Raw genomic sequence first — 14,418 nt, 5'->3', positions numbered from 1 at the left:
TCGAGGCGCGCTCTCTTGCAGCTTATGGCTTGCAGCTAACCGCTGCTTCTTAGAAATGGATGACGGAACGGATGCTCTTGCCTTCATGCATCAGGTCGAACGCCTTGTTGATATCTTCCAGGCCCATGGTGTGGGTGATGAAGGTATCCAGCGGGATCTCGCCGGTTTCGGCCATTTCCACATAGCTTGGCAACTCGGTACGACCGCGCACGCCGCCAAACGCCGAACCGCGCCAGACGCGACCGGTGACCAGCTGGAACGGACGGGTGGAAATCTCCTGGCCGGCACCAGCCACGCCGATGATCACCGACTCGCCCCAGCCTTTGTGGCAGCACTCCAGGGCCGCACGCATCAACTGCACGTTGCCGATGCACTCGAAGGAAAAGTCGACACCGCCATCGGTCATGTCAACGATCACTTCCTGGATCGGACGATCGAAGTCCTTCGGGTTCACGCAATCGGTTGCACCCAGTTGCTTGGCGATTTCGAACTTGGCCGGGTTGATGTCGATGGCGATGATCCGTGCAGCCTTGGCTTTCACCGCGCCGATCACGGCGGACAGACCGATGCCGCCGAGGCCGAAGATGGCCACGGTGTCACCGGGTTTTACCTTGGCGGTATTGAGCACCGCGCCGATGCCGGTGGTGACGCCGCAACCCAGCAGGCAGACTTTTTCCAGGGGTGCTTCTTTTGCAATCTTGGCCACGGAGATTTCCGGCAGCACGGTGTATTCGGAGAAGGTTGAGGTCCCCATGTAGTGGAAAATCGGCTGGCCCTTGTAGGAAAAACGCGACGTGCCATCTGGCATCAGGCCTTTGCCCTGGGTGGCGCGAATGGCCTGGCAGAGGTTGGTTTTGCCTGACAGGCAGAATTTGCACTGGCGGCACTCAGGGGTGTACAGCGGGATCACGTGATCGCCGACAGCGACCGAGGTAACGCCCTCGCCGATGGCTTCGACGATGGCGCCACCTTCATGACCCAGGATCGACGGAAAGATGCCTTCCGGGTCAGCCCCGGACAAAGTGTAGGCATCGGTGTGGCAAACACCGGAAGCGACGACGCGCAACAGGACTTCACCGGCCTTCGGCATGGCGACATCGACTTCAACGATCTCGAGGGGTTTCTTGGCCTCGAAGGCAACGGCGGCGCGCGACTTGATCATGCTGACTCTCCAGTGAATAAAAACGAGACAAGGAGTGTAATACACAGCCGTACGATGAATAATCGGGACAAATGCAAAATATTATTGCCGTACAGGGATAATCCTAAATGTCCGAAAACCGCTGGGAAGGGATCGACGAGTTTGTCGCCGTCGCCGAATGCAGCCAGTTCACCGCTGCTGCCGAACGTCTTGGGGTTTCGTCCTCCCATGTGAGTCGACAAATCGTACGCCTGGAAGAACGCCTTCAGACGCGCCTGCTGTACCGCAGCACCCGCCGGGTCACCCTGACCGAGGCCGGACAAACCTTCCTGCAACATTGCCAGCGTTTGCAGGACGGACGAGAAGAAGCGCTGCGCGCGGTCGGTGACCTGACCAGCGAACCCAAGGGCATGTTGCGCATGACTTGCGCCGTGGCGTATGGCGAACGATTTATCGTGCCGCTGGTGACCCGCTTCATGGGGCTCTATCCGCAATTGCGCATCGACATTGAACTGAGCAACCGCCAACTCGATCTGGTGCACGAAGGCCTGGACTTGGCGATCCGCCTCGGCCGCCTGCAAGACTCACGACTCGTGGCAACACGCCTGGCACCGCGGCGCATGTACCTGTGCGCGTCACCTTCCTACCTGGAACGGTACGGCCGCCCACACAGCTTGTCGGAATTGAGCCGGCACAATTGCCTCATCGGCAGTTCGGACCTGTGGCAACTGGAACAGAACGGGCGGGAATTTTCGCAACGGGTGCAGGGAAACTGGCGCTGCAACAGTGGGCAAGCGGTGTTGGATGCGGCGCTGCAAGGTGTCGGGTTGTGTCAGTTGCCGGATTATTACGTGCTGGAGCACCTGCACAGCGGTGCGTTGATTTCACTGCTGGAAGCGCATCAACCGCCGAACACAGCGGTGTGGGCGCTTTATCCACAGCAACGGCATTTGTCGCCGAAGGTGCGCAAGTTGGTGGATTATTTGAAGGAAGGGTTGGCGGAGCGGCCGGAATACCGAGTGTGAGGATTGAAGATCAAAAGATCGCAGCCTCGTTGCACTCGACAGCTCCTACACTGTTCGCGTTCACCGTACGGCACCTGTAGGAGCTGTCGAGTGCAACGAGGCTGCGATCTTTCAGGGACGGTTAGCCCAACGCTGACGTAGCCATTCGAGGTCTTCAGGCCGGGTGACCTTGATATTGTCGGATCGCCCCTCGATCAAGCGCGGCGCCATCCCCGACCATTCCATCGCAGAAGCTTCATCAGTGATCACCACATCCGCGACCAGACTGTCCGCCAAAGCCCGATGCAACGCCCCCAGGCGAAACATCTGCGGCGTATAAGCCTGCCAGATCACGCTTCGATCCACGGTTTCAACCACACGCCCGTTTTTGTCGACACGCTTGAGGGTGTCCCGGGCAGGCACTGCCAACAAACCACCGACCGGGTCGTCAGCCAGTTCACTCAGCAATTTATCAAGATCGTCCCGGGCCAGGTTCGGCCGGGCGGCGTCGTGGACCAACACCCAATCCTCATCGTCAGCCCCCAACGCGTGCAAATGCAGCAACGCATTGAGCACCGACCCGGAACGCTCCGCGCCACCCTCGACCCGCTGAATGCGAGCGTCGCAAGCACAAGCCAGGTTAGGCCAATAAGGATCATCGATCGCAAGACTGACCACCAACCCCTTCAGGGACGGATGATCAAGGAAACAGCCGAGGCTGTGTTCGAGAATAGTGCGCCCGCCCAGTTGCAAGTATTGCTTGGGACGGTCCGCGGCCATACGGGCACCGACGCCCGCGGCAGGAATCACGGCCCAGAAGGCCGGTAACGTCTGGATCATTGAGCCAACTGGTAAAGGGTTTCACCGTCCTTGACCATGCCCAGCTCATGACGAGCCCGTTCTTCAACGGTCTCCATGCCTTTTTTCAACTCGCTGACTTCGGCGTCCATCACCCGATTGCGTTCCAGCAAGCCTTCATTCTCAGCGTGTTGATCCGCGATCTGCTGAGTCAGCTCGGCGACTTGCGCCAGGCTGCCATTTCCCACCCACAGGCGGTACTGCAGGCCAGCCAGCAGCAGGAGCAAGACGAGGAACAACCAATTGGGACTGCGCATCGAATATCAGGTATCCAGTGAAAAAAGACAGCCATGCCAAAACTATGAAGCTTCTGATAGCACGAAGCCTGGTAGACCCAGGCTTGTGCTCTTAAGGCATCAGATTAGTGGCAAATCCATCGCTGTAGCGATTTTTCCGACACAATCCGGTGTCTTTTTTTACCACGTACCGCTTAGCCGCGGAATTCGCTGCGACCGTTGTACTTGGCTTTGCCGTTCAACTGCTCTTCGATACGCAGCAGTTGGTTGTACTTGGAAACGCGATCGGAACGGCACAGGGAGCCGGTCTTGATCTGGCCAGCCGAGGTGCCCACAGCCAGGTCGGCAATGGTCGAATCTTCGGTTTCGCCGGAGCGGTGCGAGATCACGGCGGTGTAACCAGCGGCCTTGGCCATCTGGATGGCTTCCAGGGTTTCGGTCAGGGTGCCGATCTGGTTGAACTTGATCAGGATCGAGTTGGCGATCTTTTTATCGATGCCTTCTTTCAGGATCTTGGTGTTGGTCACGAACAGGTCATCGCCCACCAGTTGGATTTTCTCGCCGATTTTGTCGGTGAGTACTTTCCAGCCTGCCCAGTCGGACTCGTCCAGGCCATCTTCGATGGAGATGATCGGGTAGCGCTCGGTCAGGCCTTTGAGGTAATCAGCGAAACCTTCGGAGGTGAACACATGGCCTTCGCCGGCCAGGTTGTATTTACCGTCTTCGTAGAATTCGCTGGCCGCGCAGTCCAGGGCCAGGGTCACGTCGGTGCCCAGCTTGTAACCGGCGTTAGCCACGGCTTCGGAGATTACTTTCAACGCGTCTTCGTTGGAAGCCAGGTTTGGTGCGAAACCACCTTCGTCGCCGACGGCAGTGCTCAGGCCGCGAGCCTTCAGCACAGCTTTGAGGTGATGGAAAATCTCGGTGCCCATGCGCAGGCCTTCCGAGAAAGACTTGGCGCCAACCGGTTGAACCATGAATTCCTGAATGTCGACGTTGTTATCGGCGTGCTCGCCACCGTTGATGATGTTCATCATCGGAACCGGCATCGAGTAAACACCCGGCGTGCCGTTCAGGTTGGCGATGTGAGCGTACAGCGGCAGATCCTGGTCCTGTGCTGCGGCCTTGGCTGCGGCCAGGGAAACGGCGAGGATCGCGTTAGCGCCCAGGGAACCTTTGTTTTCAGTACCGTCGAGCTTGATCATCGCGTGATCGAGGGCTTTCTGGTCGCTTGGGTCTTTACCCAACAGCAGGTCGCGAATCGGACCGTTGATGTTGCCTACGGCTTTGAGTACGCCCTTGCCCAGGTAACGGCTCTTGTCGCCATCACGCAGCTCGAGTGCTTCACGCGAGCCAGTGGAAGCACCGGACGGCGCGCAAGCGCTGCCGATGATGCCGTTATCGAGAAGCACGTCCGCTTCGACGGTGGGATTGCCACGGGAGTCGAGAACTTCACGACCTTTGATGTCGACGATTTTTGCCATTGTTGTAAACACTCCAAAGTTGACGAAAACGACGCAGCTGAAGGAAATCTTGTATCGCCGGCAAGTAATGTGCAGCGGGCAGACTTGCGGACGATAAGGCTCAGACCCGAGGGCCTGAGCATTAATTCGTGCGGTACTTTACCGGAGAAATGAGGATTACGCGGTTTCTACCGTCGGAAAACTCTTCACCAGTTCGTCCAAAGCTTTGAGCTGGGCCAGGAATGGCTCCAGTTTGTCCAGACGCAAGGCGCAAGGGCCGTCGCATTTGGCATTGTCCGGATCCGGGTGGGCTTCGAGGAACAGGCCCGCCAGCGACTGGCTGATGCCAGCCTTGGCCAGATCGGTGACCTGGGCACGGCGACCGCCAGCGGAATCGGAGCGACCGCCAGGCATTTGCAGCGAATGGGTCACGTCGAAGAACACCGGGTATTCGAACTGCTTCATGATGCCGAAGCCGAGCATGTCGACGACCAGGTTGTTGTAGCCGAAGCTCGAACCGCGTTCGCAGAGGATCAACTGATCGTTACCCGCTTCCACGCACTTGCTCAAGATGTGTTTCATCTCGTGCGGCGCAAGGAACTGGGCTTTCTTGATGTTGATCACCGCGCCGGTCTTGGCCATCGCGACCACGAGGTCGGTCTGGCGCGACAGGAAGGCCGGCAACTGGATGATGTCGCAGACTTCAGCGACGACCGCGGCCTGCTCAGGCTCGTGGACGTCGGTGATGATCGGCACGCCGAAGGCTTGCTTGATGTCCTGGAAGATCCGCATGCCTTCTTCCAGGCCGGGGCCACGGTAAGAGGTCACGGAGGAACGGTTAGCCTTGTCGAAGCTGGCCTTGAACACGTAAGGGATACCGAGTTTCTCGGTAACCTTCACGTACTCTTCGCAGACCTGCATCGCCATGTCGCGGCTTTCCAGCACGTTCATGCCACCGAAAAGCACCATTGGCTTGTCGTTGGCAATCTCGATATCGCCTACACGGATGATCTTCTGCGCCATCGGATTTATGCCTTCTTCTGGTGTTGAGTCAGCGCTGCTTTGACGAAACCGGTGAACAGCGGGTGGCCGTCGCGCGGGGTCGAGGTGAACTCAGGGTGGAATTGGCAAGCGACGAACCAAGGATGATCCGGGGCTTCAACCACTTCAACCAGCGCGCCATCACCGGAACGACCGGAGATTTTCAGGCCGGCTTCCATGATTTGCGGCAGCAGGTTGTTGTTCACTTCGTAGCGATGACGGTGACGCTCGACGATCACGTCCTTGGCGTAGCAATCGTGAACCAGCGAACCCGGTTCCAGCAGGCAATCCTGTGCGCCGAGGCGCATGGTGCCGCCCAGGTCGGACGCTTCGGTACGGGTTTCAACGGCGCCGGTGGCATCTTCCCACTCGGTGATCAGACCCACGACCGGATGACCGCTGGTGCGATCGAACTCGGTGGAGTTGGCGTCTTTCCAGCCCAGCACGTTACGAGCGAACTCGATCACGGCCACTTGCATGCCCAGGCAGATGCCCAGGTACGGAACCTTGTTTTCGCGAGCGTATTGGACGGCGGTGATCTTGCCTTCCACGCCACGCAGACCGAAGCCACCCGGTACGAGGATCGCGTCGACACCTTCGAGCAGCGCGGTGCCCTGGTTTTCGATGTCTTCGGAATCGATGTAGCGCAGGTTGACCTTGGTGCGGTTGCTGATGCCGGCGTGACTCATCGCTTCGATCAGCGACTTGTAGGCGTCCAGCAGTTCCATGTACTTGCCGACCATGGCGATGGTGACTTCGTGCTCAGGGTTGAGCTTGGCGTCGACCACGGCTTCCCACTCGGACAGATCAGCGCCGCCACATTGCAGGCCGAAACGCTCGACGACAAAATCATCCAGGCCCTGGGAGTGCAGGATGCCCGGGATCTTGTAGATGGTGTCGGCGTCTTCCAGTGCAATCACCGCACGTTCTTCAACGTTGGTGAATTGCGCGATCTTGCGACGGGACGAGATATCAATCGGGTGATCGGAGCGGCAGACCAGCACGTCAGGCTGCAGGCCGATGGAACGCAGTTCCTTGACCGAGTGCTGGGTAGGCTTGGTTTTGGTTTCGCCGGCGGTGGCGATGTACGGCACCAGCGTCAGGTGCATCAGCATCGCGCGCTTGGCGCCGACTTCGAAACGCAATTGACGGATCGCTTCGAGGAACGGTTGCGACTCGATGTCACCCACGGTGCCACCGATCTCGACCATGGCCACGTCGGCATCGCCGGCGCCCTTGATGATCCGGCGCTTGATTTCGTCGGTGATGTGCGGGATCACCTGGATGGTAGCGCCCAGGTAATCACCACGGCGCTCTTTGCGCAGCACGTGTTCGTAGACACGGCCGGTGGTGAAGTTGTTGTTCTGGGTCATGGTCGTGCGGATGAACCGCTCGTAGTGGCCCAGGTCCAGGTCGGTCTCGGCGCCGTCGTGGGTGACGAACACTTCACCGTGCTGGAACGGGCTCATGGTGCCCGGGTCAACGTTGATGTACGGGTCCAGCTTCAGCATGGTGACCTTAAGTCCCCGCGCCTCCAGGATGGCCGCCAATGAAGCCGAGGCAATGCCTTTCCCCAATGAAGAAACAACACCGCCCGTGACGAATATGTAGCGCGTCATGAAAAACCCTAGAAGTCTGCGTTAAAGCGGTCCGAGCCGCCGGGGAAAGCGAAGGAAGGCCGAAGCCCCCGATCACCTGCATTAATCACAGTGCATCTTTCAAAAAAACCGCCGCGTTGGGACAGACCGGGAGATGAAACACCGGTGCGTTGCTCGCTACACATTTTTTGGAATCGCCCAGCAAAGACTGCTTGGTAATCGGCAACTCCTGCAATTCAGGCGAATCCACAGAAGTTGTATCAAGAAGGGAGCGTAGTCTACCGGAAAGCCCCTTTCAGCTCAAACCTTGATCTTCGCCCGGCGGCCACCAATGCAAATTCCAGCCGTCCGGCACACTGCCGTCCAACCCCCGTAACCCCGCCACAGCCAGCAATTGCTCGCCGCGATAGAGCAGCGGCAATCTGCCACGGGCAAACAACGGTACGCCTCTTTCATTAAGCAAACGCTTCAAGTCGCGGTGACCACGCTCAGGCAAAATCATGATTTCACCGCCCTCACGATAGCGGATATGCAGCGGGCCATCGGGGAGCTGGCCGGTCAGCGTGAGCCGGCCGTTATCGAGCAACGACAGCGGCAGCGTGGGATCAGCCCAGCGCCCGACCTCCGGCGGCGTGCGCAACCAGGCACCGGACAGCCACCAGATTCGCCCGCCCGCCCGGTGCAATTCACCGTCCGCCAGTCGCCAGATCGGACGCGCATCGCCCGTGGCATCACGAAGATTTTCCCAACCCGACCAATGGTCGCTGTCGGGCAGGCGGGTTCGCGTTTTCAACCAGTAACTCAGGACATTTCGTTGACGGGCGTCGGACAGCTTTGCCAATGAAGCCAGTTCCAGGGACCGCAAGCCCAGCCAATCGAAATCACTGGGATTGCCCGCATCGGTCAGATCGATCAAAGCCAACTCATCGAGCAACCCCTGGGCCTCGCGCAGATGCGCTGCGCTGCGGGCCATGGTCGAATGCGCTTGCGGCCAGCGCTCGGTCAACACCGGGAACACCTGATGGCGCAGGTAATTACGCGAGAACTGCCGATCCTCGTTCGAAGGATCTTCGATCCAGCTCAATTGATGCTCGGCGGCATAGGCCTCCAGCTCCGCCCGAGTCACGTCCAGCAGCGGGCGAAGCAAATGCCCCTGACCCAAGGCTCGCTCGCACGGCATCCCCGACAACCCCCTCACCCCGGCCCCGCGCAACAGGCGAAACAACAGGGTTTCGGCCTGGTCGTCACGGTGCTGGGCGGTGAGCAGCACGTCATTGACGCGAGTCGCGTCGATGAAGGCGCCATAACGCGCATCACGGGCGGCGCGCTCAAGGCTGGCGCCGGGTTGAACCTGAACGCGGACAACCTGCAGCGGTACACCGAGAGCGTCACAGACGGACTGGCAATGCTGCGGCCATGCATCGGCCACAGTTTGAAGACCGTGATGAACATGGAGGGCGCTGAGCGCTGGCAGCGAATGGATTTTGGCGAGGTGTGCGAGAAGGTGCAGCAGGACGGTGGAGTCGAGGCCGCCGGAGAAGGCGATGCGCCAGGAATTGGCGGTGCGCCAGGGTTCGAGGTTCAACAGGAGCCTGGAAGACAGATCAATCATGGGGCTGACTCATATCGATCACTTCGCACAAATCAAATGTGGGAGCGGGCTTGCTCGCGAAGGCGGCTCAACATTCAACACATTAGTCGACTGTTATACCGCTTTCGCGAGCAAGCCCGCTCCCACATTGAAGCCGAGGTCAGATCAGAGACCGTAGCTCATCAGTCGTTCGTAACGACGCTTGAGCAGCGCTTCGTTATCGAACTTCTTCAACATCGCCAGTTGCGAGCTCAGCTCGGCGCGGATCGAGGCAGCAGCAGCGGCCGGGTCGCGGTGGGCGCCGCCCAGAGGCTCGCCAATCACTTTATCGACGATGCCCAGGCCTTTCAGGCGCTCGGCGGTGATGCCCATGGCTTCAGCGGCATCTGGTGCTTTCTCGGCGGTTTTCCACAGAATCGAAGCGCAACCTTCCGGCGAAATCACCGCGTAGGTCGAGTACTGCAGCATGTTCAACTGATCGCAAACACCAATCGCCAAAGCACCACCGGAACCACCTTCACCGATGACGGTGGCGATGATCGGGGTCTTCAGACGGGCCATGACACGCAGGTTCCAGGCAATCGCTTCGCTCTGGTTGCGCTCTTCGGCGTCGATGCCTGGGTACGCGCCCGGGGTGTCGATGAAGGTCAGGATCGGCATTTTGAAACGTTCGGCCATTTCCATCAGGCGGCAGGCCTTGCGGTAGCCTTCCGGACGCGGCATGCCGAAGTTGCGGCGAACCTTCTCGCGCACTTCACGGCCTTTCTGGTGGCCGATGATCATCACCGGCTCATCGTCCAGACGGGCAATGCCGCCAACGATGGCAGCGTCGTCGGAGAAGTGACGGTCGCCGTGCAGTTCGTCGAACTCGGTGAAGATGTGTTCGATGTAGTCCAGGGTGTATGGACGTTTCGGGTGACGCGCCAGACGTGCGATCTGCCAGCTGGTCAGCTTGCCGAAGATGTCTTCGGTCAGCGTGCTGCTTTTGTCTTGCAGGCGGGAGATCTCATCGCCGATATTCAGCGAATTGTCATTACCGACCAAGCGCAACTCTTCGATCTTGGCTTGCAGGTCGGCGATCGGCTGTTCGAAATCTAGAAAATTCGGGTTCATAGGCGTCCGTCTTGGGTCGACATCCAAGAGAGCTTGGGCCGGCCGGTTGTCTATTCGCGCCCTACCTTAAGGGAGAGGCGCGTTCAGGTCGAGATTAAAAATTCAGGTCGAGATCAGGCCCTTTCAACAGAGCCTGACCGTCAACGGTATTGGAGGAAGACGTTGTCTCGCCCGAACTGGTCACGCAGGGCTTGAATCAAGGCATCCGCCGGGTCGATCCGCCAGGTCTCGCCGAACTGCAGCAAGGCCTTCGCATCAGGACTGGTGTACTCCATGGTGATCGGGCACGCACCGCGGTGACGCTTGAACAGCTCACCCAGCCAGCGTAGCTGATCGCCTTTCAAATCCTGGGTATGCAGCTTCAGGCGCAAGCTTTCGGCCAGGTTGGTGCGCGCATCTTCCATGCTCATCACCCGCTTGACCCGCAGGCGCAAGCCACCGGAGAAGTCATCGTTGCTGACTTCGCCTTCGACCACCACCATCGCGTCGGTCTGCAACAGCGACTGCGCGGAATGGAACGCCTCGGCGAACAACGAAGCTTCGATCCGGCCCGAGCGGTCGTCAAGGGTGATGAACCCCATCTTGTCGCCCTTTTTGTTCTTCATCACGCGCAGGGCGATGATCATCCCCGCGACGGTTTGGGTGTCCCGCGCCGGTTTCAGGTCGATGATGCGCTGGCGGGCGAAACGGCGGATCTCGCCTTCGTATTCGTCGATCGGGTGACCGGTCAGGTACAGGCCCAGGGTGTCTTTCTCCCCTTTCAGGCGTTCCTTGAGGGTCAGTTCCTTGGCCTTGCGGTTATTGGCGTAGACATCGGCGTCTTCTTCGACGAACAGACCGCCAAACAGGTCAACGTGACCGCTGTCTTTGGTACGCAAGGTTTGTTCGGCGGCCTTGATCGCCCCTTCCATGGCGTTCAGCAACACTGCCCGGTTACGGTCGATGTTGGCCTGGTAGGCCTTCTGCTCGTCATGGAAGTAAGGACCGAGACGATCCAGCGCACCGCTGCGGATCAGACCGTCGAGGGTGCGCTTGTTGATGCGCTTGAGGTCGACCCGGGCGCAGAAATCGAACAGATCCTTGAACGGACCGGCCTGACGCGCCTCGGTGATCGCTTCCACCGGACCTTCGCCCACGCCTTTGATCGCGCCGAGGCCGTAGATAATCCGGCCTTCCTCATTCACCGTGAACTTGAATTCCGAAGTATTCACATCCGGCGCGTCGAGACGCAGCTTCATGGTGCGAATTTCTTCGATCAAGGTCACGACCTTGTCGGTGTTGTGCATATCCGCCGACAGTACCGCGGCCATGAACGGCGCCGGGTAGTGGGTTTTCAGCCATGCCGTCTGGTAGGACACCAGACCGTAAGCGGCGGAGTGAGACTTGTTGAAGCCGTAACCGGCGAATTTCTCTACCAGATCGAAAATGTTACCGGCCAGGTCGGCGTCGATGTTGTTGGTGGCGCAACCTTCAATGAAACCGCCGCGCTGCTTGGCCATTTCTTCGGGTTTTTTCTTACCCATGGCCCGTCGCAGCATGTCCGCACCACCGAGGGTGTAACCGGCCATGACCTGGGCAATCTGCATCACCTGTTCCTGATACAGGATGATGCCGTAAGTCGGTGCCAATACCGGCTTGAGGCCTTCGTACTGATAGTCCGAGTGCGGGTACGCCAGTTCGGCGCGACCGTGCTTACGGTTGATAAAGTCGTCAACCATGCCTGACTGCAGCGGGCCCGGACGGAACAGGGCCACCAGTGCGATCAAGTCTTCCAGGCAGTCGGGCTTGAGCTTTTTGATCAGCTCTTTCATGCCGCGGGATTCAAGCTGGAATACGGCGGTGGTTTCAGCTTTTTGCAGCAACTGGTACGTCGGCTTGTCATCCAGCGGGATGAAGGCGATGTCCAGCGGCGGCTGATCAACCTTGGCGCGATCACGGTTGATGGTTTTCAGCGCCCAGTCGATAACCGTCAGAGTCCGCAGACCGAGGAAGTCGAACTTCACCAGACCGGCGGCCTCGACGTCATCCTTGTCGAACTGGGTGACCAGACCGTCACCGGCCTCATCGCAATAGATCGGCGAGAAGTCAGTCAACTTGGTCGGGGCGATAACCACACCACCGGCGTGCTTGCCGACGTTACGCACAACGCCTTCAAGCTTGCGGGCCATTTCCCAGATTTCCGCGGCCTCTTCATCAACCTTGATGAAGTCACGCAGGATTTCCTCCTGTTCGTAGGCTTTTTCCAGGGTCATGCCGACTTCGAACGGGATCATCTTCGACAGACGATCCGCCAAACCGTAGGACTTGCCCTGCACCCGCGCCACGTCGCGGACCACAGCCTTGGCGGCCATGGAACCGAAGGTGATGATCTGGCTGACCGCGTTGCGCCCGTATTTCTCGGCCACGTATTCGATAACCCGGTCACGCCCGTCCATGCAGAAGTCGACGTCGAAGTCGGGCATCGATACCCGTTCCGGGTTAAGGAAACGTTCGAACAGCAGGTCATATTCCAGCGGGTCGAGGTCGGTGATCTTCTGCACATAGGCCACCAGCGACCCGGCACCCGACCCCCGGCCCGGACCTACCGGCACGCCGTTGCTCTTGGCCCACTGGATAAAGTCCATCACGATCAGGAAGTAACCGGGGAAGCCCATCTGGATAATGATATCCAGCTCGAAATTCAACCGATCGACGTAGACCTGACGCTTGGCTTCGTAGTCTTCGGTGGTGTCTTTGGGCAGAAGAACGCTCAAGCGCTCTTCCAGGCCATCGAAGGACACCTTGCGGAAATACTCGTCGATGGTCATGCCATCGGGGATCGGGAAGTTGGGCAGGAAGTGTTTGCCCAGCTTCACTTCGATGTTGCAGCGCTTGGCGATCTCGACGGTGTTTTCCAGCGCTTCGGGAATGTCGCTGAACAGCTCGGCCATTTCCTCGGCGCTTTTGAGGTATTGCTGATCGCTGTAGTTTTTCGAACGCCGCGGATCGTCGAGGGCGCGGCCCTCACCGATACAAACGCGGGTTTCGTGGGCTTCGAAGTCTTCCTGCTTGATGAAGCGCACGTCGTTGGTCGCCACCAGCGGTGCGCCGATTTTCTCGGCCAGGGCCACGGCGCCGTGCAATTGTTCTTCGTCGTTGGGGCGATTGGTGCGCTGGATTTCCAGATAGAAGCGATCAGGGAACACCGCCATCCACTCGCGGGCCAGGGTTTCGGCTTCGGCGGGGTTGCCACCGAGCATGGCCAGGCCGATCTCGCCCTCTTTCGCCGCCGACAGCATGATCAAGCCTTCGCTGGCTTCGGCCACCCACTCGCGCTCGATGATGATCGAGCCATTGCGCTGACCGTCGATGAAGCCACGGGAGATCAGTTCGGTGAGGTTGCGATAACCCACGGCGTTCATCGCCAGCAGGCTGATCCGGCTCAGGGGGTTGTCCGGATCTTTGTTCGACAGCCAAAGGTCGGCGCCGCAGATCGGCTTGATCCCTGCGCCCATGGAAGCCTTATAGAATTTGACCAGGGAACACATGTTGTTCTGGTCAGTGACCGCCACGGCAGGCATGTTCATGCCGACCAGGGTCTTGACCAGCGGTTTGATCCGCACCAGACCGTCGACCAGGGAATATTCAGTGTGCAGGCGTAGGTGAACGAATGAAGCCGGCATAGTGATCCTGCGTTATGTCATGAAAACAACAAGGCCCGGATTGTACCGGGCCTTGGAAAAAACATCAGCCTTGCGACTAACTCTCGATCAGGTTTTCCCGCGCCTCGTACGCCAGGCGTACCGGGGCGAACGAGCGCCGATGGATCGGCGTTGGCCCCAAACGGGCCAGGGCTTCCAGATGAACGGGGGTCGGGTAGCCTTTGTGGCCACCGATGCCGTAACCCGGGTAGATCAATTCGAAAGCGGCCATTTCACGGTCACGGCTGACTTTGGCCAGGATCGACGCGGCAGCGATGGCCGGCACCTTGCCGTCGCCCTGCACCACTGCTTCGGCACGCATGGACAGTTTCGGGCAGCGGTTGCCGTCGATCATCGCCAGTTTCGGCTGAATGTGCAGGCCTTCGATGGCGCGCTGCATCGCCAGCATGGTGGCGTGCAGAATGTTCAGCTCGTCGATTTCTTCGACTTCGGCCCGGGCGATGTGCCAGCTCAGGGCCTTCTCGCAGATTTCGTCGTAGAGCTTTTCGCGGCGGGCTTCGGTGAGCTTCTTCGAGTCGTTCAGGCCGAGGATCGGCCGATTCGGGTCGAGAATCACCGCAGCCGTGACCACGGCGCCGCAGAGCGGACCGCGACCGACTTCGTCGACACCGGCAACCAAATCTTCCACTTCCGCGACCAAGGTGAAATCCAGCCCCATTTGCATGCTTGTCT

11 protein-coding genes are annotated in these 14,418 nt (G+C 59.2%); 1 reads left to right on the top strand and 10 read right to left on the bottom strand.

What is annotated here, in order from left to right:
- Window positions 1-49: 49 nt before the first annotated feature.
- On the bottom strand, window positions 50-1,162 hold the full coding sequence (locus tag BK665_RS12240; RefSeq protein WP_008054058.1) for an S-(hydroxymethyl)glutathione dehydrogenase/class III alcohol dehydrogenase: 1,113 nt from the start codon (window positions 1,160-1,162) through the stop codon (window positions 50-52).
- A 107-nt stretch (window positions 1,163-1,269) separates the two neighbouring features.
- Here BK665_RS12240 and BK665_RS12235 point away from each other — a divergent pair, with 107 nt between their 5' ends.
- Entirely contained in the window at window positions 1,270-2,166 is an 897-nt protein-coding gene (locus tag BK665_RS12235; RefSeq protein WP_123405782.1) for a LysR family transcriptional regulator, read from the top strand.
- Window positions 2,167-2,277: 111 nt separating this feature from the next.
- Here BK665_RS12235 and ispD read toward each other — a convergent pair whose 3' ends face one another.
- The 9 genes from ispD to rnhB all read right to left on the bottom strand — a co-directional run bounded on the left by ispD (window position 2,278) and on the right by rnhB (window position 14,410).
- Entirely contained in the window at window positions 2,278-2,985 is a 708-nt protein-coding gene (ispD, locus tag BK665_RS12230) for a 2-C-methyl-D-erythritol 4-phosphate cytidylyltransferase (protein ID WP_123405780.1), read from the bottom strand.
- Window positions 2,982-3,260, bottom strand: a complete 279-nt coding sequence (ftsB, locus tag BK665_RS12225) for a cell division protein FtsB (protein WP_008028992.1) — start codon at window positions 3,258-3,260, stop codon at window positions 2,982-2,984. The genes ispD and ftsB overlap by 4 nt, the downstream gene beginning before the upstream one ends.
- A gap of 173 nt (window positions 3,261-3,433) precedes the next feature.
- A complete protein-coding gene (eno, locus tag BK665_RS12220; RefSeq protein WP_123405778.1) occupies window positions 3,434-4,723 on the bottom strand; it encodes a phosphopyruvate hydratase in 1,290 nt (429 codons plus the stop codon).
- A 156-nt stretch (window positions 4,724-4,879) separates the two neighbouring features.
- Window positions 4,880-5,725, bottom strand: a complete 846-nt coding sequence (gene kdsA, locus BK665_RS12215; protein ID WP_054047163.1) for a 3-deoxy-8-phosphooctulonate synthase — start codon at window positions 5,723-5,725, stop codon at window positions 4,880-4,882.
- Between the two features lie 5 nt (window positions 5,726-5,730).
- A complete protein-coding gene (gene pyrG, locus BK665_RS12210; protein WP_123405776.1) occupies window positions 5,731-7,362 on the bottom strand; it encodes a CTP synthase in 1,632 nt (543 codons plus the stop codon).
- Window positions 7,363-7,636: 274 nt separating this feature from the next.
- Complete coding sequence (tilS, locus tag BK665_RS12205; RefSeq protein WP_123405774.1) at window positions 7,637-8,953, bottom strand: tRNA lysidine(34) synthetase TilS; 1,317 nt, start codon at window positions 8,951-8,953, stop codon at window positions 7,637-7,639.
- Between the two features lie 144 nt (window positions 8,954-9,097).
- Window positions 9,098-10,045, bottom strand: coding sequence for an acetyl-CoA carboxylase carboxyltransferase subunit alpha (locus BK665_RS12200; protein WP_123405772.1), 948 nt, complete (start codon window positions 10,043-10,045; stop codon window positions 9,098-9,100).
- Between the two features lie 140 nt (window positions 10,046-10,185).
- Complete coding sequence (dnaE, locus tag BK665_RS12195; RefSeq protein WP_123405770.1) at window positions 10,186-13,707, bottom strand: DNA polymerase III subunit alpha; 3,522 nt, start codon at window positions 13,705-13,707, stop codon at window positions 10,186-10,188.
- A gap of 76 nt (window positions 13,708-13,783) precedes the next feature.
- Complete coding sequence (rnhB, locus tag BK665_RS12190) at window positions 13,784-14,410, bottom strand: ribonuclease HII (RefSeq protein WP_054047172.1); 627 nt, start codon at window positions 14,408-14,410, stop codon at window positions 13,784-13,786.
- Window positions 14,411-14,418 lie beyond the last annotated feature (8 nt).

The sequence above is a fragment of the Pseudomonas frederiksbergensis genome, assembly GCF_003732665.1.
In the GTDB taxonomy this organism is placed as follows: Bacteria; Pseudomonadota; Gammaproteobacteria; order Pseudomonadales; family Pseudomonadaceae; genus Aquipseudomonas; species Aquipseudomonas frederiksbergensis_G.
Note: the sequence above shows the minus strand (reverse complement) of the source record. Positions and strands in the feature narration are given on the sequence as shown.

Coding starts and splice junctions, on each gene's coding strand:
- BK665_RS12240 (WP_008054058.1), bottom strand. CDS start 1,162: ATGATCAAGTCGCGCGCCGCCGTTGCCTTCGAGGCCAAGAAACCCCTC.
- BK665_RS12235 (WP_123405782.1), top strand. CDS start 1,270: ATGTCCGAAAACCGCTGGGAAGGGATCGACGAGTTTGTCGCCGTCGCC.
- ispD (WP_123405780.1), bottom strand. CDS start 2,985: ATGATCCAGACGTTACCGGCCTTCTGGGCCGTGATTCCTGCCGCGGGC.
- ftsB (WP_008028992.1), bottom strand. CDS start 3,260: ATGCGCAGTCCCAATTGGTTGTTCCTCGTCTTGCTCCTGCTGCTGGCT.
- eno (WP_123405778.1), bottom strand. CDS start 4,723: ATGGCAAAAATCGTCGACATCAAAGGTCGTGAAGTTCTCGACTCCCGT.
- kdsA (WP_054047163.1), bottom strand. CDS start 5,725: ATGGCGCAGAAGATCATCCGTGTAGGCGATATCGAGATTGCCAACGAC.
- pyrG (WP_123405776.1), bottom strand. CDS start 7,362: ATGACGCGCTACATATTCGTCACGGGCGGTGTTGTTTCTTCATTGGGG.
- tilS (WP_123405774.1), bottom strand. CDS start 8,953: ATGATTGATCTGTCTTCCAGGCTCCTGTTGAACCTCGAACCCTGGCGC.
- BK665_RS12200 (WP_123405772.1), bottom strand. CDS start 10,045: ATGAACCCGAATTTTCTAGATTTCGAACAGCCGATCGCCGACCTGCAA.
- dnaE (WP_123405770.1), bottom strand. CDS start 13,707: ATGCCGGCTTCATTCGTTCACCTACGCCTGCACACTGAATATTCCCTG.
- rnhB (WP_054047172.1), bottom strand. CDS start 14,410: ATGCAAATGGGGCTGGATTTCACCTTGGTCGCGGAAGTGGAAGATTTG.